Origin of the sequence: Sphingobacterium sp. UBA865 (assembly GCF_002295765.1) — a bacterium.
Lineage (GTDB): Bacteria > Bacteroidota > Bacteroidia > Sphingobacteriales > Sphingobacteriaceae > Sphingobacterium > Sphingobacterium multivorum.
This window is the reverse complement of the sequence record NZ_DBGB01000026.1, coordinates 1-22,750: the sequence shown is the minus strand read 5'-3', so window position 1 is coordinate 22,750 and position 22,750 is coordinate 1. Positions and strand designations below refer to the sequence as shown.

General features: G+C 38.7%; 18 protein-coding genes and 1 tRNA gene. 7 read left to right on the top strand and 12 right to left on the bottom strand.

All coding sequences use genetic code 11. From position 1 onward, the window contains the following. Positions 1-15: 15 nt before the first annotated feature. Positions 16-1,122: a phosphotransferase enzyme family protein gene (locus B2O97_RS14855; protein WP_046671777.1), complete on the bottom strand. Its 1,107-nt coding sequence runs from the start codon at positions 1,120-1,122 to the stop codon at positions 16-18. Between the two features lie 230 nt (positions 1,123-1,352). Here B2O97_RS14855 and B2O97_RS14850 point away from each other — a divergent pair, with 230 nt between their 5' ends. Together B2O97_RS14850 and B2O97_RS14845 are read left to right on the top strand one after the other, a co-directional pair. Beyond that, positions 1,353-2,699: a Gfo/Idh/MocA family protein gene (locus B2O97_RS14850; protein ID WP_201638675.1), complete on the top strand. Its 1,347-nt coding sequence runs from the start codon at positions 1,353-1,355 to the stop codon at positions 2,697-2,699. A gap of 145 nt (positions 2,700-2,844) precedes the next feature. Continuing rightward, the gene (locus B2O97_RS14845) at positions 2,845-4,137 is read left to right on the top strand and encodes a hemolysin family protein (RefSeq protein ID WP_201638674.1); all 1,293 of its coding nucleotides are present in this window, start codon (positions 2,845-2,847) and stop codon (positions 4,135-4,137) included. A 76-nt stretch (positions 4,138-4,213) separates the two neighbouring features. Here the strand turns inward: B2O97_RS14845 and B2O97_RS14840 are convergent, their stop codons facing one another. The 8 genes from B2O97_RS14840 to B2O97_RS14805 all read right to left on the bottom strand — a co-directional run bounded on the left by B2O97_RS14840 (position 4,214) and on the right by B2O97_RS14805 (position 17,205). After that, a complete protein-coding gene (locus tag B2O97_RS14840) occupies positions 4,214-5,803 on the bottom strand; it encodes a peptide MFS transporter (protein WP_070566108.1) in 1,590 nt (529 codons plus the stop codon). Positions 5,804-5,886: 83 nt separating this feature from the next. After that, positions 5,887-7,461, bottom strand: coding sequence for a peptide MFS transporter (locus tag B2O97_RS14835; RefSeq protein WP_083295945.1), 1,575 nt, complete (start codon positions 7,459-7,461; stop codon positions 5,887-5,889). 274 nt (positions 7,462-7,735) lie between these two features. After that, positions 7,736-8,626 (bottom strand): TIM barrel protein, encoded by an 891-nt coding sequence (locus B2O97_RS14830; protein WP_046672364.1) that lies wholly within the window; start codon positions 8,624-8,626, stop codon positions 7,736-7,738. A gap of 22 nt (positions 8,627-8,648) precedes the next feature. Further along, positions 8,649-9,377 carry a (Fe-S)-binding protein gene (locus B2O97_RS14825; protein WP_070566110.1) on the bottom strand — a complete coding sequence of 243 codons (729 nt, stop codon included), beginning with the start codon at positions 9,375-9,377 and terminating at the stop codon, positions 8,649-8,651. A 20-nt stretch (positions 9,378-9,397) separates the two neighbouring features. After that, entirely contained in the window at positions 9,398-10,696 is a 1,299-nt protein-coding gene (locus B2O97_RS14820) for an MFS transporter (protein WP_070566112.1), read from the bottom strand. Positions 10,697-10,706: 10 nt separating this feature from the next. After that, the gene (locus B2O97_RS14815; RefSeq protein ID WP_286767639.1) at positions 10,707-12,026 is read right to left on the bottom strand and encodes a D-alanyl-D-alanine carboxypeptidase; all 1,320 of its coding nucleotides are present in this window, start codon (positions 12,024-12,026) and stop codon (positions 10,707-10,709) included. 125 nt (positions 12,027-12,151) lie between these two features. Continuing rightward, positions 12,152-13,867: a RagB/SusD family nutrient uptake outer membrane protein gene (locus B2O97_RS14810; RefSeq protein ID WP_070566116.1), complete on the bottom strand. Its 1,716-nt coding sequence runs from the start codon at positions 13,865-13,867 to the stop codon at positions 12,152-12,154. 32 nt (positions 13,868-13,899) lie between these two features. After that, positions 13,900-17,205 carry a SusC/RagA family TonB-linked outer membrane protein gene (locus B2O97_RS14805; RefSeq protein ID WP_236586000.1) on the bottom strand — a complete coding sequence of 1,102 codons (3,306 nt, stop codon included), beginning with the start codon at positions 17,203-17,205 and terminating at the stop codon, positions 13,900-13,902. Positions 17,206-17,634: 429 nt separating this feature from the next. Here B2O97_RS14805 and mqnC point away from each other — a divergent pair, with 429 nt between their 5' ends. From mqnC to B2O97_RS14790, 3 genes are all read left to right on the top strand, one after another. Continuing rightward, positions 17,635-18,759, top strand: a complete 1,125-nt coding sequence (gene mqnC, locus B2O97_RS14800) for a cyclic dehypoxanthinyl futalosine synthase (RefSeq protein ID WP_070566118.1) — start codon at positions 17,635-17,637, stop codon at positions 18,757-18,759. A 9-nt stretch (positions 18,760-18,768) separates the two neighbouring features. Beyond that, a complete protein-coding gene (gene scpB / locus B2O97_RS14795) occupies positions 18,769-19,329 on the top strand; it encodes an SMC-Scp complex subunit ScpB (RefSeq protein ID WP_046672370.1) in 561 nt (186 codons plus the stop codon). Positions 19,330-19,482: 153 nt separating this feature from the next. Then, entirely contained in the window at positions 19,483-19,644 is a 162-nt protein-coding gene (locus tag B2O97_RS14790) for a hypothetical protein (RefSeq protein WP_167450446.1), read from the top strand. Between the two features lie 88 nt (positions 19,645-19,732). On the opposite strand, the gene trxA is transcribed toward B2O97_RS14790, so the two are convergent. The 3 genes from trxA to B2O97_RS14775 all read right to left on the bottom strand — a co-directional run bounded on the left by trxA (position 19,733) and on the right by B2O97_RS14775 (position 21,617). Beyond that, positions 19,733-20,029 (bottom strand): thioredoxin, encoded by a 297-nt coding sequence (trxA, locus tag B2O97_RS14785; RefSeq protein ID WP_046672371.1) that lies wholly within the window; start codon positions 20,027-20,029, stop codon positions 19,733-19,735. Then, the gene (locus B2O97_RS14780) at positions 20,029-20,628 is read right to left on the bottom strand and encodes a rhodanese-like domain-containing protein (RefSeq protein ID WP_286767638.1); all 600 of its coding nucleotides are present in this window, start codon (positions 20,626-20,628) and stop codon (positions 20,029-20,031) included. The genes trxA and B2O97_RS14780 overlap by 1 nt, the downstream gene beginning before the upstream one ends. 140 nt (positions 20,629-20,768) lie before the next feature. Continuing rightward, a complete protein-coding gene (locus tag B2O97_RS14775) occupies positions 20,769-21,617 on the bottom strand; it encodes a glycoside hydrolase family 25 protein (protein ID WP_286767637.1) in 849 nt (282 codons plus the stop codon). 67 nt (positions 21,618-21,684) lie between these two features. Between B2O97_RS14775 and B2O97_RS14770 the strand changes: the two genes are divergently transcribed. Both B2O97_RS14770 and B2O97_RS14765 read left to right on the top strand, forming a co-directional pair. Next, positions 21,685-22,569, top strand: a complete 885-nt coding sequence (locus B2O97_RS14770) for a bestrophin family protein (RefSeq protein WP_070566124.1) — start codon at positions 21,685-21,687, stop codon at positions 22,567-22,569. Positions 22,570-22,664: 95 nt separating this feature from the next. Next, a tRNA-Ser gene (locus tag B2O97_RS14765) sits at positions 22,665-22,749 on the top strand. The last annotated feature ends 1 nt before the right edge of the window (position 22,750 follow it).

Sequence of the window (22,750 nt, the reverse complement as noted above, 5' to 3'; positions counted from 1 at the left end):
AAAGGTATAAAATTGTTAAATGCAATCAAAAACTACCTTCCGCATAAATGCTTCATTCTTTTCCATCTCTTCAACCAATTTCAATTGCGTATTTGTACGCACCAGATTATGGTCATCATATTTAGTCTTGTAGTAATGATCTCCTTCCAAATAGTCCGTTAAGAAACGTACTCCTTGCATATAGGGCAATAAGAAGGCCCCATCGACTAATGTTTCTTTCTCTAAAGTTGTCAAGAAGTCATTAGCTTCCTCCAAATAACCTTCGGCATAGGCCTTATATAAGGCAAGATTTAGCAGAATTTTCGAAACATCCATCTCATCTTCAGCAACAGGGTTAATAATCGTCCGAATCGCATCTCCAAAATCGTATGCCACATAGCCTGGCATAACTGTATCCAAATCGATCACACATTGCATCTTATCGTGGCGATCTAAGAGCACATTATTAAACTTGGTATCATTATGTGTAATGCGCAGTGGAAGCTCCCCCTTGTTACCAAGTTCAAGAATGGTTTTCATTCGATCTTCACGACTAAAGATAAAATCCAATTTGTCCTTTACCGACGCTACACGTTGGCACACATCTTTAGCGATTGCTTTTCGAAGATTTTCAAGTCTAAACTCTATATTATGAAAGTTGGGAAGTACTTCAACGATCAACGAAGCATCTAAATCCGACAGCTGTTTTTGAAACAACCCAAAAGCACGGCCACCTTCGGCTGCTTGGACTTCAGTCTCTACAATATCATAGCTTTTCGTATCCTCTATGAGAATAAACATGCGCCAATAATTATCCTGACTATCTTTTATATATAATTCCCCACCTTTTGTAGGAACAATTGTCAATACATGATCGCTGATTCTTTTTCCTTCAGCGACTTTAACTTTTTTGCTAAGATGCTTGGTGACAATCTCAATATTATGCATTAATCCATCCACGTTCGGAAAAACATGGTGATTAATACGTTGTAATAAATGCGATATACCGCTATCTACAGTAGTAACTACACGATAGGTATCATTGATATGACCAGAACCAAACGGTTGCACTGAAATGATATCTCCTTCTAATGTGAATTGTTTTGCTGCGCTCTCTACTACTAATTGGTTAAAATCAGACATTAAACTATGTTTTTTAAATCATCAATGTGCTTGCAATATCACAAATTGAATTAATAAATGATAATTTTTATTTCAATCAAACGTTTGCATGAAATTTAATAAAATTAAGCAAACGTTTGCACTTTCATTTATCCCAAATGAAATAATATATTTGTTAATAGTACCCAGTCTCAAAGACTGTTTTCAAACAAGTAAATAACTAATATACAAACTCCTTATATCTCAAAACAATGGATAGAAGAAATTTCATAAAATCGACTGCCATCACTACAGCTGGAATCGGTGTCCTTTCAAGTACAGAATTATTTGCCCAAACAAATGGCAAGATAAAAATCGGTTTTATTGGTGTGGGTCTTAGAGGACGTAATCACGTTCAAATTGCCCTAAACAGAGATGATTTAGAAATTGTGGCTGTCTGTGACACCCAAGAAGAATCTCTAGCACAATGCCGTAAACAATTCAACGCAAAAAGCACCAAACTTCCAAAAGAATATACTGGTGGCGTTGATGCTTACAAAAAGATGTTAAGCAATGAAAAATTAGATGCTGTCATTATTGCAACACCTTGGCAATTCCACAAAAACCAAGCTATTGACGCAATGAAAGCTGGACTATACGTAGGTTGCGAGGTTATAGCAGGTCTAACGCTACAAGATCACTGGGATATTGTGAAAGTATCCGAAGAAACCGGAAAGCCTTACATGACCCTAGAAAATGTGGCATTCCGTCGTGACGTACTTGCTGTATTGAATATGCACAGACAAGGGCTATTTGGTGAATTGTTGCACCTGGAAGGCGGTTATCAACACGATTTACGCGAAGTATTATTCAATGACGGAAAAGCGTATTATGGCCATGGCGTTGAATATGGCCCGAAAGCGATTTCTGAGGCACAATGGCGTACACAGTTCAATATCGATCAAGATGGTGATCTATATCCTACCCACGGTTTAGGTCCAATTATGCAATTTGCAGATATCAACAAGGGTAACAGATTCACCCATATCACTTCGTACTCAAGTAAAGCCCGTGGATTGGCAGCCTATGTCAATAAAGTTTCCCCAGGACACCCCAACGGTAAGATCAATTACAAAAATGGTGATATCACACAAACGATGTTACAATGTGCAAATGGAGAAACCATGTTATTAACGCATGATACACACTTGCCAAGACCTTACTCTATCGGCTTCCGCGTACAAGGAACAGATGGTATTTGGATGGATGTTGCAAAAGGTATTCACATCGAGGGTAAATCCAAACCACACACGTGGGATTCTGCAGATGAATGGGTAAAGAAATACGATCACCCAATCTGGCAAAAATATGAAGCGGTAGCAAATGGTTCTGGTCATGGTGGCATGGACTGGTTTGTATTCAATGCGTTCATTCAGGCAGTAAAACAAAAGGTACAGACGCCAATTGACGTATATGATTCAGTAACCATGAGTGCTGTATTCCCATTATCTACCGAGTCTATTGCAAAAGGAAACAAAACGTTGGAATTCCCTGATTTCACAAAAGGAAAATGGAAAACCAAGAAAAATACTTTTATGTTAGATGACAGTGGAATGTAATTGAAAAAACATTCTTATTATTATAAAAGCCGTATTGAAAGATATACGGCTTTTTTTATGGATGCTTGACATAATCATAATAATCCTACTTTTTAGCTGGTCTTTTCCGTAAATTAGCACTAGCAAACAACTTTTTCAACTCATTATGCTTACCGAAGCAATTATTATTTTAGTCCTGATTATTCTAAACGGAATACTATCGGCATCAGAAATATCCATCGTATCCAGCAGAAAGGCAAGGCTACAGGCTGAAAGCGATAAAAACAATGCGGCAGCCAAAATAGCGCTAAACCTAAAAGAATCGCCCAACAACTTTCTATCCACTGTACAAATAGGCATTACCCTTATCGGCATTCTAACCGGTTTTTTTTCTGGTGGTAGTATTTCCACATATCTAGTCGGCATATTTAATAAATCCAGTATTATAGCCCCCTATAGCGAACAGCTCGCTGTAATCATTGTCGTCTTTATCATCACCTACTTTTCGTTGGTGCTTGGTGAATTAGTCCCCAAACGTATCGGTATGGCTATTCCGGAGAAGTATGCCATGCTAATCGCTTACCCGATGAACCTGCTCAGCAAAATCGTACGACCATTTGTATGGCTACTCAGTATGTCGACAGAGTTTATTGTCAAAATACTCAATATCAAGAGTAGCGGCAATAGTGTCACGGAAGAAGAAATTAAGGCGCTAGTAGACGAAGGTGTCGACAGTGGTGTCATCGAAGGTATTGAGCACGATATCGTCGATCGTCTATTGAGTTTAGGGGACAAAAAGGCGGTCAACCTAATGACTCACCGCAAAAACATTGTTTTTTTGGATCTGGAAGATTCTTTTGAAGAAAACAGAAAGATCATACTGGACAACGATCATTCCATCTACCCGGTCTGTGAAGGTGGACTCGACAATATTAAAGGTGTTGTTCATGTAAAGTCCTTACTACGACAATGCCTCCAAAACGAACCATTTGATCTAAGAACGCTCATGTTACCCATCAAATTTGTGAACGAATTTAGCTCATCTTATAGCATCATGAATACCCTGCGCACCTCCAGTATACATCAGGCGGTTGTCATTGATGAATATGGTTCGCCACAGGGAATTATTACGTTACGGGATATCGTTGGCGATTTGGTAGGGAACATCACAGAAAGCGACCTAAGTGCCCGACCGACAATACGTCAATTGGAAAACGGCGATTATGTTGTCGACGGACAATATCAGATCGAGGACCTTTTGGATGAATTTGAAATCGGTCTTTCTGAGGAAGACGAAGATGAGATCAACAATGTAACTACTGTAGGAGGCCTAGTGTTCCTAAGATTAGATCACGTGCCCGAAGAAGGCGAACGTGTCCGATTTAAAAATCTAGTTTTCGAAGTGCTTGATATGGATGGCCACCGCATCGATAAACTACTTTTGAAAGTGGAGGAATAAAAGAATATAAAAAGCGGTTGGTTGATCGATATACTGATCAGCCAACCGCTTTTATATGCTCACCTTCTACAACAATTTAGTTGATGCCGTGCATCATTTTTTTCAATAAGGGGTTAAAGATGATCAACAACAATGCAGTAACTCCCGGAACTATTGCAAATATCATAAAGAAGTAAGACATCGAATGTTCTTCTGTAATGCGATCAATGTATGACCCTAAAAATCCACCGATAAAATTGGCAATAGCCGAAGCACAGAACCAACAACCGAAAAGAAGTCCCAAAAATTTCTTTGGAGAAAGCTTACTGACATAAGACAAACCAACAGGTGACAAACAAAGCTCTCCTGCAGAATGGAAAAAATAGGCGATTACAAGCCAAATCATACTGACAGAGGCTGTCTTGGCACCTTGGGGAATTTCACTCGCCCCATAAGCCAATGCTGCAAATCCGATACCTACTAATATTAAGCCCAATGCAAACTTAACAGGACCAGACGGATTCCATATTTTTTCCCAGAATTTACTAAATGACGATGCCAGTGAAATGATAAAAAATGCATTCAAAATCTGAAACCATGAAGCGCCGACTTCTGATCCAGTTATTCCTATTTCTCTAAAGACTTTCCAAAGTCCCAAACACCAAATTATACCAAACGAAATACCAGTAAATAAAATCGTTAATGGATATTGTTTATATATCTTTCTAGCCAATGCTGTTAAAACAATTGTGACTATAACAATAGGCACAATGGTCAAAATAGTATCAATCCATTTAAACGTCACCGCCGAACTTCCAGACAGAACCCTTTGCGTATAGTCCTTGGCAAAGATTGACATCGATCCTCCTGCCTGTTCAAAAGACAGAAAGAAAACTACACTAGCCAACATGAATATGGTGACGACGATCAATCTATCTCGCACAACATGTGCTGGAATGACCTCTTCCTTTTCTTCGTGATTCTTGATCTTTTTTTCATGGTAAGCCCGAAGTGCTTTAGGAGAATCTCCGATGATACCAAATATCTTTTGTCCAAAATAGAATTGCAACATACCAAAGAACATAAACACTCCAGCAAGTCCGAATCCATAATGCCAACCGATCTTCTCACCAATGTAACCACATAATAGCATTCCTAAAAATGATCCGGCATTGATTCCCATATAAAATATGGTATAACCAGCGTCCTTTTTAGGACTTTGATCTGGGTAGAGATTTCCCACCATGGAAGAAATATTAGGTTTAAACATCCCGTTTCCTAGGATCATTAAGACAAGACCTAAATAAAAGAAATTTGAATTTACGCCCTCAAATGCCATAGACAAATGCCCCAAGGTCATGACCAAAGCTCCGATCAAAATTGCCTTTTTAAAACCGGTTAGCTTATCCGCTATCATTCCACCGATCAATGGTGTCAAATAGACGAAACCAGTATACAAACCGTAAAGTTTCATGGCCCGTTCATTACTCCATTCCCATCCTCCATCAGCAATGGAACTTATTAAAAATAAGGTCAACAATGCCCGCATACCGTAGTAGCTAAACCGCTCCCACATCTCTGTAAAGAATAGCACAAATAATCCGGCAGGATGTCCATTTACCATCTTGTCATCGATCCCCTGCTTAGCAAGATGCGCTACAAGAACTTGATCTTTTTCTTGATTCATATAATTTCAATAATTGTTTTATAACTCAGGTTTTGTTTTTATTTTGATAAAAATCGCTTGAAGATACACTATTTTTCTATGAATTAATCAATTCCATGCATCATCTTTTTTATTTTTTTGTTGCCTAGAATAAGAAATACAGCAGCCACCATAGGGATCACTGTAAACACAGCAAAGAAGTAAGACATCGAATGAGATTCAGTAATCTTATCAATATACGACCCAATAAAGCCCCCTATAAAATTAGCTATGGCATTGGCACAAAACCAAAAACCAAACAATAACCCCAGGAATTTTTTGGGCGATAGTTTACTGACATAAGAAAGTCCAACCGGACCAATACACAATTCGCCCACTGTATGAAAAAAGTATGCCAATACCAGCCATATCATACTAACAGAGGCCGTCCTTGCACCGGTAGGAATCTCGGAGCTTCCAATAGATAGTGCCGCAAAACCAACTCCAACCAGTGTCAGTCCCATTGCAAACTTAATTGGACCAGAAGGATTCCATACTTTCTCCCAGATCTTACTAAATGATGTAGCCAGCGTAATGATAAAGAAAGAATTTAACATCGGAAACCAGGATACAGTAACTTCCGAATTCATACCATAATATTCCCGATAAACCTTCCAAAGACACAAGGACCAGATGATCACAAAAGAAATGCTCGAAAAAAGTATAATCATCGGGTATTTGCGTATGATTTTCTTCGCTAAAACAAACAATACCCCAGTAATTACCACAATCGGCAAAACCGTCAATGCAGCGTCGAACCATTTAAATAAAACCGCCACGTCACCACTCAATACCCGCTGTGTATAATTTTTTGCAAAGATCGTCATCGAGCCACCCGCTTGTTCAAAAGCTAAATGGAAGACAATACTTGACAACATAAAAATGGCTATTACAAGCAAACGATCACGCACAATATGTTGCGGATTTTCTTCTTGACCCGCTGCAATATCGGTTAGCTCTTCTTGTTTCTCGGGTGTATTGCCAATCTTTCCGAAGATGCGCTGCGCAAAATAAAATTGCAACATTCCCAAAAACATAAATATTCCGGCAAGCCCAAAACCATAATGCCAGCCGATCTTCTCACCAATATAGCCGCATAGCATCATACCCAAAAATGCCCCTCCATTGATACCCATATAAAAAATGGTATACCCCGCATCCTTTTTACCGCCTTTATCTGGATATAATTTTCCTACCATCGAAGAAATATTGGGTTTGAACAGACCATTTCCCAAAACAATCAGCACCAACCCTGCCAAAAAAAAGCTTTTATTAAATCCCTCTAAAGCCATAGCGATATGCCCGAGAGTCATAATTATAGCCCCCACCATAATGGATTTTTTATATCCTGTAAGACGGTCGGCTATAATCCCGCCGAACAAGGGCGTTAAAAACACCATCCCGGTGTACAAACCGTAAAGCTTCATCGCTTCGGAGTTGGTCCAGCCCCATCCTTGTTGGGCGATGGTAGAAACCAGAAAATTCACCAACAGCGCCCGCATACCATAGTAGCTAAAACGCTCCCACATCTCTGTGAAGAATAATACGAACAAGCCGGCTGGATGCCCTTGTACCAATACATGTTCCGCCCCTACTTTTTGCAAATGGGTTTCAAGAACAGCATTTTTTTCAAAATTCATGTTTTTTTAGTCGTTATTTTTCAAAATAAGGTAATGCGATTTCCATTTATAAGTATACCATCAGTAAATGGAAAAATCCGATGGTCCTCTACACCAAGAAAGTAGTTATTCACTCATCTTCATATACTCAAGCAAGATAGTGAAGATTTTAATAGGTTTCTAACAAATGGACTTCAGTTTTTTTAGTTGTTGCATCCGAGCAACACATCAATTAAAACCTATTTAACTATTCGAGTTCTTTCCATTGACAGAAAAGAACTCGAATAGTTAAATTTTAAATCAAAGGACGCAAACGTTCCAATAATTTTTTAGTAGCAAAAATACCCTCTTCCTCACTCAACTTACTTCCCTCATATTCAATCCCCACATAACCTTTGAATTTTGCTTTTTTAACAATCTTCAACATACGCTCATAGTCAATTTGCGTTTCATTACCATTGGCATCAAAATCATGTGTTTTGGCACTCACACCATGCGCATAAGGCATTAAATCCGTTACACCTTGGTAACGATCATACTCATAGAAATTACCAAGATCGGGTAAACTTCCACAATATTTACTACCCACTGCTTTTAATGTATTGGCCAACCAGTCACCATGCGAAGAGATACCACCATGGTTTTCTACAATTATGCTAATGCCCGCTTTTTTACCGATATCAGATAGTGTTGTTAAACTTTCAACAACACGCTTACTCACTTCCTCAGGCGTTCCTTTTCCAGCCGCATTGACACGAATGGCATGACAACCTAAGAAATTAGCTGCAGAAATCCACTTATAATGGTTTTGCACAGCTTGTTTTCTCTTTGTTTCATCTTCGTCACCGAGATTTCCTTCACCATCAATCATAATGAGTACATTACGTACACCATTATCTTTCGCGCGCATATTTAGCTCAGTAAGGTAATTATTATCATTAGCCTTATCCTTAAAAAATTGATTCACATATTCCACCCCATAGATACCGTATTTTTTGGCAGCCAATACTGGAAAATCCAAATTGTTCAAATCTCCCTTAAACAAGGATTTATGCAATGACCATTCAGCCAAGGAAATGTCAAACCAATCTTTCTTTGCTGCCGCAAAACTCTCCAAAGAGGGAGCTAATGCTATACCAGCAGATGCTAGCGCAAGGTTTTTAAGAAAATCTCTTCTTGAATTCATGTGTTTAGATTTAATGTGTTATTTAAATATTTCCCCAGCCAGTGGTCAACACATCAACGAGGTGCATCGTCTGAATGGGTAATTTATGTTTATCGATATAAGATTGAAGCTGTAGCAAACAAGATGAATCAGTGGAAATAATATAATCCGCATTCAGATCAAGTGCATTGCGCACTTTTTGCTCAGCCATTGCTGCGGATATTCCTTCGAATTTAACGGCAAAACTTCCCCCAAACCCACAACATGTCTCGCTATCTTTCACCTCCACCATCTCCAAACCTAAGACCTTACTCAATAATTTCCGTGGTTCCTCTTTAATTTTGCACTCTCGCAAAGCCGAGCAAGAATCATGGTATACCGCAACACCCTCCAATTCAGCTCCAAAATACTCTTTTTTTAGCACGTTTACTAAAAAATCAGAGATTTCCATCACCTGTTGTTGTATTTTATGACATTGATGGGAATCTGCCGAATTTGCGAATAAATCATTATAAGCATGTCGTACCATACCAGTACAGGACGCCGAAGGAGAAATAATCACATGATCTCCCGAGAAGTCACCTAAAAACTTCCGTCCGACCTGTTTCGCATCATCCCAAAATCCAGCATTATAGGCCGGCTGGCCACAGCATGTCTGCTCAGGATTATAGACGACCTCGCAACCGACTTTTTCTAATAAACGAACCGTATTAAAAGCGGTTTCAGGGTAAAGCTGATCTATAAAACAAGGAACAAAAAGTTCTACTTTCATATGCAATTCAATCAATAAAATTAAGATTTATTGGATACTAATATCCGGACCAAAAGTAACAATCCAATTACAAAAAATAAAGAAAGAACCAATGCCGAATATCGAATATTATGTGTTACCTGTTCTATAAACCCGAATGAGAATAATCCAATGACAATAGCAACTTTTTCTGTAACGTCATAAAAAGAGAAGAAAGCCGTCGTATCTTTAATATCCGTCGGAATTAACTTAGAATAGGTTGAACGTGATAAGGACTGAATCCCGCCCATAACTAAACCGACCAGTGCAGCAATGATATAAAACTGAAGTGGAGTAGATAAATAAAATGCTGCAATACAGATGCCGATCCAGATCATCACCACAACGATCAACACCTTAATATTTCCAAAAAGCGTAGATAAATAAGACATTAAAAATGCACCTAAGATAGCCACGAGCTGGATGAGAAGAATTGTCGCAATCAACCTTTCTGCGCCTAAATGCAAAATTTTCTCTCCAAAAGAAGAGGCTACAATCATCAAGGTCTGAACACCAATTGCATAAAAGAAAAAAGCCGGCAAAAACTGTTTTATTTCTGGAATACCTTTGATCTTTTGGATAACATGGCCGAATTCATCCCGTACATTCTGTACAAAACTCTTACCGGTGTTATTCTCGGTCGCATCAATTTTAGGCAGGTATTTAAAAGGGATCATTGAAAACCCAAGCCACCACAATCCGACCATTAGAAACGATATACGAGCCGGCAGTGAGGCATCTGTAATACCAAACCATTCAGGTTTAAGCACCACTATAAAACAAAGAATCTGTAAAGTAACACAGCCAATATATCCATAAGCAAAACCTTGCGCACTCACCTTATCTTGTTGATCGACAGTCGCCAAAAGCGGTAAATAAGAATTGTTAAACAAAACACCGCCAATATACCCCATCGCCGCAAGAACAAAACATATGATACCAATTTCCAAGGTTTCAAGCTTGAAGAAAAATAAGCACATACATGCAACCGCTCCAACATAGGTAAAGAATTTCATAATGTGTTTCTTTTTCCCCTTTGCATCAGCGTAGGAAGAAATAAAAGGCAAAGAAAAAGACATCAGCAAATAGGCAAAGGCCAAAGAAAAATTGGAAAGTGCGGTATTGACGACTTCAATCCCAAAGAAACGAACAACATCACCATGCTCTTTTGTCGTCGTAATTGCGGTATAGTAAACAGGGAATATCGTGGAAGTAATAACAAGGTTGTAAGCAGAATTGGCCCAATCGAACATGGCCCAAGAACGAATCAATTTTTTATTGTTTTTTACAATTGCTTCCATTTAAATTGGCTTAATAAGTTTGACGAATATAAGTAATTATTTTAGCCATTTCTTTACGAATTACACTTGCTCGATCATCTATATAATTATTGTTCATAAAAGAAAATGCCAAGCGCCTTCCTGTCCGCGTAATCAGATAACCGCTCTGATTATAGACAGATGTAATCGTTCCCGTTTTAGCAAAAACAAACGGTTCACCGAGATCTTTGCTATAGGTACGTTTTAGGGTGCCATCGACACCTCCAGCCGGAAAAAGACGGAAACGCTCTTGCTCATCCGGCAACTTATTTTTCAAGAGGACCAATAGATCTACATTATTCTGCGGAGTCACCTTGTTATAGGACGACAGACCAGATCCATCAAATAAGGCGACCTCAGCTGAAAAGTATTTATAAACGTTATTCTTCATCCAGTCCCGTACCAAGTAAGTATCAAATTGACTGAATTGTTTCCACGAACACATCATCAAAAACTGTTCAGCAATAAAATTATCACTTGGCAACATCATTTCACGGATTAAATTTTTGGTACTGCCGGAATAGAGTATCTTGGTATTGCTTGGTTTTTGGTAAGATAGTAAGGTGACGGATTTACCTAGACTGTCCGCCAATAATTTAATAAATAAGCTATCAGAATAGATAAATGGAACTTCATTGACATAACCGCTCGGAACGGGACGTTCGGACATCCAAAAGGAATTTGCATGAAATGATCGGGAAAGTTCAAAATCACCGACCTTGGGTTCCGGCAAAAAATCCAGTGAATTTTGAAAACTTGCTGGAGAGGTCGATAGATAATTATAACCTTTCTGTCGAAAAGTGACCACATTGCCATAAATAGGAAATGTACTGATTTCAGGTTGATAGTAAGCCTCAAAATCTTCCACAGCCCAACCATGCGCAAAGAACTTATTCTTCATTGTTCCTGGCACAACAAAAATGCGTTTATTCGTATTTTTCAAAAAGTTGTATACTACCCGGGTATCTAAACGATTATGCAGAAAGGTCGGATCACCAGTCCCCCAGATAAGCAACGAGTCTCCGCGTTCCACATACTCCAAACCAGGTATTGAATCGCCCAACAGTGCCAGTGCAGCATAGGTGGTATACATTTTCGTATTGGAAGCCGGCGTAAAATGCTTATTGCCGTTTATATCCATGACATATTTATTGGCATTGAGGTCGTATAAAGAAAAACCAACAAAATGATCATTTAATATTTTAGATTCTTGAAATAGCTGATAAACATCCTCAAAGCTCTGAGCCTTCGCTACAAAAGTAGCAGCGGGCAGAAACCAAAGCAGCAATAATGCACTTAAAATTTTTTTCATCAGTTCAAACATACAAAAAACTGCATGAACTCCCTTTCGTCTATTGCCAAAATTCAGATACAAATCCTTAAAAAGGGAAAGGGGAAGACAACGCCTCCCCCTTTCCTTTTTAAAACTATCAAAAATTAATATCCTTGATTTTGTGTCAGAGCTCCACCACTTCTGTCAATCTGCGATTGTGGAATTGGGAAGTAATCATTTTGTGGTTTATAGTTTAAGCCTTTATAACGTGACATAAAACCACCTTCAAACGTTGCGTAGCTTTCCAATACAGTTTTCGCCTCACCCCAACGCACGAGGTCATAGAAACGATGTCCTTCCATCGCTAATTCTAAACGACGTTCAAAACGAACAGCTTTGCGCGCATAATTTTGGTCTGGGAAAGAAGTATAGGGTTTAACAACATATACTGCCGCCGCAACATTATCGCCAGTCGTTTTTGGAGGTAATTTTGCCGCACGTTCACGAACTGCATTTACGAGATTCATCGCTGCACCTAAGTCGCCCAATTCAACTTGACATTCCGCTGCCATTAAAACAACATCAGCTAAACGAATAATATTAACATCCAAGTCAGTAATATATGCCGCTCCTGACGCCGTATGTGTCGCATGCAGACTCTTCGGAATCATTGTTTTTATACCAACAAATGGTCCTCCCGAGCTCACCTCACGAATCCATGCATCGCCTGGCATGACACCATAATCATAGAAATTTACACCTCTACGACCAACCGTATAGTCCAACCGTGGATCAAAACGAAGCGTCACATCAAGTTTGTATGTTTTCTTTGCCTCATCAGACAAACCGAAATCTGATTTATATGGATTATTGCGATAAGAACCGTCCAACAATGGTAAGCCATTTGCATCAACTTTATACGCATTGACCAAATCAATGGTCGGTTGATAGAAACCGCAACAACCTACCGGATTACTTCCATTTAATCCAGACAACATATCGCCAACATTGGCATTGTCACCAGATCCATCTGGGTTAATCACATGTTTAGATACCAGTAATGCCTCTGGGCCATCTTTTGTAAGGACATCAAAGTTATTTTGATACGGCATCGTACGAAGATCTTTTGCACCGATAACGTCTTTAAACAAGGCCAATGCATCAGCATATTTTTTCTGGTATAAATAAACCTTACCTAAATATGCCTTAGCGATATTTTTATCCATACGGCCTGATTGTTGGTTGATCTTAGTGGCAGGAAGATTATCCACTGCAAATTTCAGATCGTCGATGATCTTAGGCAGTACATCATCTTTATTAGGTTTAACCTTGGCCTCATCCACCGTCATAGTCTCATCCACGTAGGCTAAGTTTTTGAAAACACGCCAGAGGTAAAAATAATAATGTGCACGCAATAACCTGGCTTCACCTTGAATTTGCTTTGCACGGTCCGCAGTCACTGTTTTTGCACCTGCCTGATCCGCATTCAAAAGTCGTAACGTATTATTTGCTCTGAGCACACCCTCATAGTATACCTCCCACATCTGGCTCAGGTTATCATTAGAACTATTTGGTGTATGAAACTCGATCATATTCATATTAGGTTGATCCGTAGCTTCAGAACCTTTATGGGCGTTATCCCCCGCAACCTCTCCAAACAACCACTGGCTAGGTGCTGAAGAATAGTTTCCCCAAGTACCATTGACATTGCCATTTAAAATGCCGTATGCACCAATCAATTCAGCTTCAATACCCTTTGAGTTAGCAACCTGCGTGTCAGACAACTCCCCCTGTGGAATACGTTCCAGGAAAGATTTACCACAAGAAGATAGCAAAGCCATTGATATTCCGAGAACGACGATTATATTTCTTTTTTTCATTTCAATCAAATTTTAACTTAAATCATTAAACCTTAAAAACCAAGACTCACACCCAACATATACTGACGTGCTTGTGGATACACTCCGAAGTCTACCCCCAAAGCAGAATATGTTGAAGGTGTTGCACTTACTTCTGGGTCTAGGCCTTGATATTTTGTGATTGTAAATAGATTTGTTGCACCAATATAGGCACGCAATTTTTTGATACCGGTATTATTACCGAACACCTTATTTGTATCAAAATTATATCCAACCTGCAGATTCTTCAACTTTAAGAAGCTCGCATCCTGAACGTAATAGCTCGAAGAAGCATATTCGTACGCCGATGCCCCCACCACTTGCGACGGAATCATGCTTGAAGGATTTGTTTTGGCATCCCATGCGTCTAAGACACGTACACTTTTTTGGCCTCTAAATACGCCAAAATCCGTAAAATAACGCGTCGCCTCATAATTTTGGTTACCCTTTGACCCATAGAAATAAGCCATAAAGTCAAAATTTTTATAAGATGCATTGATATTGAATGAGTACACAAAATCAGGATGTGGACTACCTATGATCGTACGATCGCTGGCATCGATTTTTCCATCACCGTTAATATCCGCAAATTTAAGTCCGCCTGCTCGCGATTTTCCATCCTCATATTTGGCCACGCTTGCATTTGACATATCTGCATCCGAATAGATACCGATTACCTTATAACCATAAAAAGCACCAATTGGCTCTCCTGGTTTTAAGATAGAAGTTTCCATACTTCTAAAGCTACCGTAAACCTGTTGAGTAACAGAAGGCGCCAAGGCAACAACTTTGTTCACGTTTCGCGATATTGTAGCCGACAGATCGAATTTAAATTGGCTTTCTTGACGTCTTCCATAATGGTAATTCAATGAAAACTCAACCCCTTTGTTTTGCATATCACCAATATTTACATAAGGTGATCCCGCACGACCGGCGGCAACAGCAGGTAATGGCAGCAGGTATAACATGTCTTTCGTTTTCTTGTTATACCAGTCGAAAGAACCATCAAAGTCACCTTGGGCAAGCGTAAAGTCCAAACCAATGTTCAATGCGGATACTTGTTCCCATTTTACATCAGGATTATTATACGCATTCTGCCACATACCGGATGTTAAACTTCCATCGATTGGATAAGAAGAAGAATTAATAGCAACTTGATAGCGATTTAAATATTGGTTAGCTGGAATACGTTGGTTACCCGTTACCCCATAACCTGCTCTGATTTTTAGGTCAGAAATCCATGAAACACCTTTCATGAACTCTTCTTGCGACAAACGCCAAGCCGCACTCGCCCCTGGGAACGTTCCATACTTGTTGTTCGGTCCAAAGTTAGAAGAACCATCGCGACGTACAGTTGCACTTAAGATATAACGATCTTTGAACGAATAATCCACTTTTCCAAAGATCGAAAACAGTGATCCAATTGCACCCGAACCATCACTTACACGACCTGTAGATGCAGCACCCAAATAGAGATAATCAAGACTTGACATCGTGAAAAAGCCATTTCCTTTTCCTGAAATTTGTCTATTACGATTTTGAATTGCCTCTGTACCCGCAAGAATACTTAACGTATGCTCGTCATTAAATGACGCTTTGTAATTTAATGTATTTGTCCAGGTCCATTCTTTATTCAATCCAAAATATTCATTTATTCCATTATTAAAACTTCCTTCTGTAAATTCAGGATTTGGATAAGTATAAGAAACACCATTGTAATTCTCATACTTCATACCAAAGCTGCTTCGGAAGGTCAAACCTGAGACAATATCAAATTCACCGAAAACGTTACCGAAAAACATATTGCTCTTGTTTCTATTGTCTTTTGCACGGTAAGCAATAGCTACCGGATTTTCACCATTACCAAATTGGCCACCAACGGATCCCGCAAAATTTCCACCTTCATCATATACTGGAATAATATTGTGTATACGATATGCAAAACCTAATGCACTACCTTCACCGATATAATCACCAGCAACATTGGTATTTACACCTACACCAAATCCCTCCGTAAAGCTATATTGCATATTCTCCCCAAAACGCAATTTATTGTTGAAAGCCGAAAAACGCGTATTTGAACGAAGATTGTATTTTTCGAACCCCGTGTGAATAATTGTCCCTTTTTGTTTCAGATAACCACCAGAAATCGCGTATGAAGCGTTCTCTCCGCCGCCTAAAACACTAAGCTGATGTGATTGTGTGGGGGCATTTTGAGACAAAGCATCAAACCAGTTCGTTCCGGCCTTATTTGCTTTCGTAATCTGATAGAAGTCCGAACGGCTGCTTGCATCGTATTTATATTTTGACATATCGATATCCGCTGCAGTGATTACATCTTTACCGCCTACTTTAGGTCCAGCGATAAGATAGTCCGGAAGCACATTATTTGTGCCATTTAATCTATTTTCTATATCCAAAGTTTGTTGTGGAGACAACATTTTTGGAAAACGTGAGCTGTTTGGTACTTGTACACCATAGTAAGAATCAAGGTTAAATTGAGGTTTTCCCTCTTTACCAATTTTAGTTGTAATAATTACGACACCGTTGTTTGCGCGTGAACCATAAATTGAAGCTGCTGATGCATCTTTTAACACCTGCATTGTTTCAATATCATTTTGATTCAACCAGCTTAACTTTCCTTCATAAGGCACTCCATCAATAATGTAAAGGGGTTCATTGTTGTTAATCGTACTATAGCCACGAATTTTAATCTGTGGTGTAGAACCAGGAGCGCCGTCCACTACGATCTGAACCCCTGTTGCTCGCCCTTGCAATGCCTCAACAGCACTCGCAGCCGGTGTGGTCTTCAATTCCTTCACATTGACAACAGCGACCGCACCTGTTAAATCTTTCTTACGTTGTGCCGAATAACCTGTCACAACGACCTCTTCCAAGGCGTCTTCTGAACTGCTTAACGAAATTGAAAGATCAGCTTTCGAAGAAACAGTAATCTCAGTGCTTTTGTACCCAATGTAACTGATGATCAACACATCGCCTACTTTACTTTGAATAGTAAATGCACCATTCTCGTCGGTCGACGTCCCGGTACTACTTCCCTTTACTTTAACAGAAACGCCTGTAATACCTTGACCTGTAGCAGCATCCTTCACGATCCCCTTGATAGGCGTCTGTTGTACACGCTTTGTTTTCATTAATGAAACGACTTCAACTTTGCCATGGCTAACTAATCCACTGGCAAATCCATGAGTGGTCATTCCTCCCCCAATGAGAAGAGAACTCATAAGCAGAAACCTCTTATTGAACTTTTGGCCCAATATGAGATCAAAACAGCAATTTTTGTCCGTTTTTTTCATCATAATTTTACTAAATAGGTGGTTTAAAAAATTTATGTTTATTCTTTAGATGTTTTAGCTGATATTGGTTTATTTAAGTTCTTGGTCATTTTTTTTAGGTCTGACGACAACAATGCGATATCGTTGATAGGTTCATTCCCCATGGTTATTCATTTTTCACTTAATTTGGTTATTTTCCAGAAATGTTAAAATCTGTTAAATAAATGTAAAGAATAATAAATGTAAAAAAAAAGGAAAAATCTTAATTAATTCACAAAGTGCTATAAATCAAGTTATTGTATTTTATACACTAAGCCGAATTGCAATACTATTGTTACACAAGCACATCCTTTTGTTTTCGTTACCGAAAACCTTTCCCAAAATTCAATGTGCATTGTCAAATATTCTACAAATAGGTCCAAATAAGCTAAAAGCTCCTTATATTTGTTGTTGATGAATGTAAGTAATTTATTAGAACGGGCGCTCCGATTTGAGTTCCTATCCAAGGAAGAAGGTGTTTTTTTATATCAAAACGCACCTACAGCTGATTTGACTTTCGTAGCCAATGAATTGCGTAAAATACAAGTGCCACATGGTAAAGTAACCTGGCAGATCGACAGAAATGTCAATACCACCAATGTATGTATTGCAAATTGCAAATTTTGCAACTTTTTCCGCCGTCCCGGTCATGAAGATAGTTACATCACCGATATCGAAAGCTACAAGCAAAAGATAGAGGAAACTTTTAAGTACGGTGGTGATCAACTGCTGCTGCAAGGTGGCCATCACCCGGATTTGGGTATTGAGTTTTACAAAAACCTTTATAAGCAATTAAAAGAGCTTTACCCTACGCTAAAACTACATTCACTCGGCCCGCCTGAAATTGCGCATATTTCCAAGTTGGAGAACATGAGTCATATTGAAGTTTTGAGACAATTGAAAGAAGCTGGACTGGACTCTCTACCTGGAGCCGGAGCTGAAATTCTCAATGATCGCGTAAGACGTCTTATATCAAAGGGAAAATGCGGTGGTAAAGAATGGCTAGATGTTATGCGGGCAGCCCATAAAATTAATCTACCAACTTCTGCCACCATGATGTTTGGTCATATCGAAACAATAGAAGAGCGTTTTGAACATTTGGTGTGGATTCGCGAAGTACAGGATGAAAAACCGCAGGAATCCCATGGTTTTATAGCATTCATCCCTTGGCCTTTCCAGGATGATGGCACCTTATTGAAAAGACTTCGCGGTATTACCAATAACGTAACAAGTGAAGAATATATCCGCATGATTGCTTTGAGCCGCATTATGCTTCCTAATATCAAAAACATACAAGCATCCTGGCTCACTGTCGGAAAACGTACTGCTCAATTGTGTCTGCATGCCGGAGCAAATGACTTTGGTTCTATCATGATCGAAGAAAATGTCGTCTCTGCAGCAGGGGCCCCCCATAGATTCACATCTAAATCAATACAGGAAGCTATTTTGGAAGCTGGATTCAGTCCACAACTACGAACACAAAAGTACGAGTTCCGTGAGCTACCAGCCCATATGGTCGAACAGGTCATTAACTATTAATACGATACATTGAAAGACGTCATAAGAAATATTGAAGCAATTATATTTGCTTCTGCGGAAGGAATAGATCTTGCCGACATCAAACAGATTTTGCAGGAAGCATTAGCCATCGAAGTATCCAGAGACGAGCTACGTGACTTGATTAAAAAAATTGAAACGAAGTACCAGGATGAAGATTATGTACTCGAATTACGTTACATCAACAACGCCTATCAGTTTTTGACAAAAGCTGTTTATCATGAATCGATACAACAGCTCCAAAATCATAATAACAAGCGAAAATTAAGTCAATCAGCGCTAGAAACACTCGCCATCATTGCTTACAGACAACCGATAACAAAATTAGAAGTGGAGCAGATTAGAGGTGTCAGCTGTGATTACGCTATTCAACGTTTACTGGAAAAGAAGTTAATCAAAATTGCGGGAAAAGCAGATAGTATCGGAAAACCATTACTTTATGCAACAAGCCAACAGTTCATGGATCACTTCGGAATCAATGGTGTGAGAGATCTCCCACAATTAAAAGACATCGTTACCGAGGACAATGCGATTGGCGAAACAAATGAATAAATAAAATAAAATAAATTTTTATTTTCAAAATACAATTCAACATATTGATTAACAGAAAAATAAAGCTTAATAATTTTTTGAAAAAAAGTTTTAAAAAATAGTTTTCTTCTCTAATTTTACAACATTGAATAAGAAACAATAAAGTATTATTTTATGAACACGGCAACTTTAGCTAACGAAGATCTTGAAGAAGTAAAATTCGCATCTTTCAACGGTCCTGATGACGATGATGATGATTTCGATGATGATTTCGATTTACCTGAAATCGACTCGATTGGAGGATTGGATGACTTCGATGATGACGATGAATTTTAATATTTTAGTGCGATATAACACTACCTATTAAAACACCAGAGTATCATTAAAAAAATAAGGCGTTCAATCAAATTGAACGCCTTATTTTTTACTTTGCCTGATCGATCAATTTATGTAATTCCATCTTGGGAATCATGCCGCTTTGTCGCCATATTTGCTGTCCATTTTTGAACAGCACAAAAGTAGGCACGCCACTTACCTTATAAATCGAAGCAATTTTGGGATTTTTATCTACATCAATTTTAATGATGGATAGATCTTCCTGATAAAATTCCTTTACATCCTGTAAAATCGGCGCCATAGTCTGGCATGGACCGCACCACGTCGCAAAAAAATCCACCAAAACCAGCGAATTTGATTGAATAATCTGGTCAAAAGTAGCCATTATTGATTCTCCTTTACTTCTTCTTGCAATGCCTTATACCCACCTTGGATATTGCATATATGTTTAAATCCTTTAGCACTTAAAATAGATACAGCCACTGCACTCCTATATCCTGATTGACAGTGTACATACAGCTGTTTATTGTCTTTTTTAAGTGTAGAACCAAAATTAACGAAATCTGTTAATGGAATATTCATTGCATTGTCAATATGTCCATTACCAAATTCTTTATTTGTTCTTACATCCACAATATGACCTTGACCTGATCTTTTCCTAAATTCTCCTGCACTAATATTGCTCAATGAGACTACATCTTCGTTACTTTTCCAAGTTTCGATGCCACCATCTAAAACTCCAATAACATGAGTATAACCCAATTTTAATAAATGGTTGTAAACCGTATCCTGACTATCTATTTCTGTAATCAATAAAATTTTTTGCGCTTTATTGGGAAACACTTGTGCCAAAAAGTGATCAAATGGACCTTTAAAACCTATATTTATTGATTTCGGCACAAATCCTTGCAGGAATATATCGCCAGACCGCGTATCAAGAACTTGAATAGCTGTTTCACGGCGCATTTTTTTAAATTCCTTCAATGTTAATCGTGGTAAATCTGAAGCGGGCTGCGACATCTCGGCCTGATGGTTCTTCGATGCTGCATGCAATTGCACTTGATCATTGAACAGTGCAAAACAGACCCCACATAATGTGATAAAAACGCTACGCATATATTTGACTATTTAAAAGGAATAAGCAGCTTTTCCAATTCCTCAATTTTACCATTGTATATATTTAAGTCCACATTGCCCTGAATGCCTCTGACAGAGCCTTTTTCAGAAAATTGCCAGAAAGCCCAATGCTCCTTGGGGTTCTCAACCCAAAAGTTGTAATTTGCAATCCATAGCGTATAAGCGGCAAACTCCTTTTCCAAAAAATCACTATAAAACTTATCTCCGGAGTAAAGAATGGGCTTTACTTTGTAGTGAGCTTCGACTTCTTCAAGCCAACGTTTTAGCCCAACTTTCAAGCTATCCATAGATTGTTGTTTTGGATGCTCCTCAATATCCAAGACCGGTGGAAGATCGCCAGGCTGTAATTTAACTTTTCGAATAAAATTCTTCGCTTGCTTTACCGAGTTTTCATTGGGTCTAAAATAATGATAAGCCCCTCTCAAAACCGCCCTATTTGCCGTTTTGCTCCAATTTCGACTAAACTTATTATCCATTCCTTTCTCACCCATTGTCGCCCTGATAAACACAAAATCTATCGGAAAATGATCATTGATTGTGCTTACCTTTTGCCAATCTATTTCTTCCTGGTAGGTAGACACGTCTATACCAAACACCTTATCATCGTGCTTGCTCATAATCTCAATATTTCGAATATCGTATTTAGCCTCCTTCGTCAGAGACTTGTCTTTGGAGGTAGCCACACGAAAATAGTATATAATTCCAGCTCGATAATGCCACATTACAAGACAGAGGAAAAACACCAGCATTCCTGCTATCATCCAGATCCACTTTGTTCCTCGGGCTTGACTTCCTTTTTTGCTTGTTTTCTTTCTTTTTAATCGCTGTTGTGCCATGGCACGATGAAGTTACGGCAATAGCAATTAACTCGCAAAATTTTCACAACAATTTATATTTTTGTGTATGATCGTGTACAACCCCAAAGACTGGCTTTCGGCAACTTTCAAGTTGCATAAATCAGATACCTTCAAAAAGTTACTGCCATTTCTTGTTTTAATCGCTTTTTATTCCTGGATGATTGCCTTTCTTGAATTGGAATACCTCAAATTAAATGAAAAGAGCTGGGTCAAAAACATTACCATTGTCCACAATCTTCTCGGTTTCGTTATATCGCTTTTACTGGTATTCCGAACAAACACAGCCTATGATCGTTGGTGGGAAGCCCGAAAGCAATGGGGTACATTGACCAATATAAGTAGAGCCTTTTCGTACAAACTAAATGCCATGCTGGATGTAGATGACAAAGTGAACCGTAGCTTTTTTAGAAAGGCAATCCCCCTATTCGCAGAGACACTATACGATTTTTTAAGATCGGATTACACCAAGTTTATGCTCGACGAAAACGAACACCCTGAGTTAAAAGCTTTGGATAATAAAAAACATGGCCCCAATCAAGTTTCTACCATGATCTTCCACAAAATCAATGATCTATATAAAGAAGGAACTATAAGTGGCGATCAGCTTATTATCCTTAATGAGGAAATTACTACTATGACACATGTTTGTGGAGCTTGTGAACGTATTAAAAATACGCCAATACCATTGGCATATAGTGCATTTATCAAGAAGTTCATTATCTTCTATACCATGACCCTTCCAGTAGGTTACGTTTTCTCCATCGGTTACTTTGTTGTGATTGCTGTACCATTTATTTTATATGTTTTAGCATCTCTCGAATTAATTGGCGAGTCCATTGAAGAGCCATTTGGTATCGACCAAGACGATTTACCGATCGACAAAATTGCGGCCAACATCAGGAAACACTGCCATGAGATTATCCCTGTATAGCCTTTTTTAAAAACAATCTAGCTCATTTTCAAACCCTAAGACTATCTATAGAAAATAAGTTTTGTAAATCTATTCGAAATTTCTACTTTTGTCGCGGAGAGTTGGCAGAGTGGTCGAATGCGGCGGTCTTGAAAACCGTTAACTGTCACAGGTTCGGGGGTTCGAATCCCTCACTCTCCGC

Bases quoted from the DNA above. Each gene is read 5' to 3' on its own strand.
- trxA (WP_046672371.1), bottom strand. From the start codon at position 20,029: ATGGCTACTTTTGACCAGATTATTCAATCAAATTCGCTGGTTTTGGTG.
- B2O97_RS14775 (WP_286767637.1), bottom strand. From the start codon at position 21,617: ATGGCACAACAGCGATTAAAAAGAAAGAAAACAAGCAAAAAAGGAAGT.
- B2O97_RS14825 (WP_070566110.1), bottom strand. From the start codon at position 9,377: ATGAAAGTAGAACTTTTTGTTCCTTGTTTTATAGATCAGCTTTACCCT.
- B2O97_RS14770 (WP_070566124.1), top strand. From the start codon at position 21,685: ATGATCGTGTACAACCCCAAAGACTGGCTTTCGGCAACTTTCAAGTTG.
- B2O97_RS14855 (WP_046671777.1), bottom strand. From the start codon at position 1,122: ATGTCTGATTTTAACCAATTAGTAGTAGAGAGCGCAGCAAAACAATTC.
- B2O97_RS14845 (WP_201638674.1), top strand. From the start codon at position 2,845: ATGCTTACCGAAGCAATTATTATTTTAGTCCTGATTATTCTAAACGGA.
- B2O97_RS14810 (WP_070566116.1), bottom strand. From the start codon at position 13,867: ATGAAAAAAAGAAATATAATCGTCGTTCTCGGAATATCAATGGCTTTG.
- B2O97_RS14835 (WP_083295945.1), bottom strand. From the start codon at position 7,461: ATGAATTTTGAAAAAAATGCTGTTCTTGAAACCCATTTGCAAAAAGTA.
- B2O97_RS14790 (WP_167450446.1), top strand. From the start codon at position 19,483: ATGAACACGGCAACTTTAGCTAACGAAGATCTTGAAGAAGTAAAATTC.
- B2O97_RS14805 (WP_236586000.1), bottom strand. From the start codon at position 17,205: ATGATGAAAAAAACGGACAAAAATTGCTGTTTTGATCTCATATTGGGC.
- B2O97_RS14850 (WP_201638675.1), top strand. From the start codon at position 1,353: ATGGATAGAAGAAATTTCATAAAATCGACTGCCATCACTACAGCTGGA.
- B2O97_RS14830 (WP_046672364.1), bottom strand. From the start codon at position 8,626: ATGAATTCAAGAAGAGATTTTCTTAAAAACCTTGCGCTAGCATCTGCT.
- B2O97_RS14815 (WP_286767639.1), bottom strand. From the start codon at position 12,026: ATGAAAAAAATTTTAAGTGCATTATTGCTGCTTTGGTTTCTGCCCGCT.
- mqnC (WP_070566118.1), top strand. From the start codon at position 17,635: ATGAATGTAAGTAATTTATTAGAACGGGCGCTCCGATTTGAGTTCCTA.
- B2O97_RS14820 (WP_070566112.1), bottom strand. From the start codon at position 10,696: ATGGAAGCAATTGTAAAAAACAATAAAAAATTGATTCGTTCTTGGGCC.
- B2O97_RS14840 (WP_070566108.1), bottom strand. From the start codon at position 5,803: ATGAATCAAGAAAAAGATCAAGTTCTTGTAGCGCATCTTGCTAAGCAG.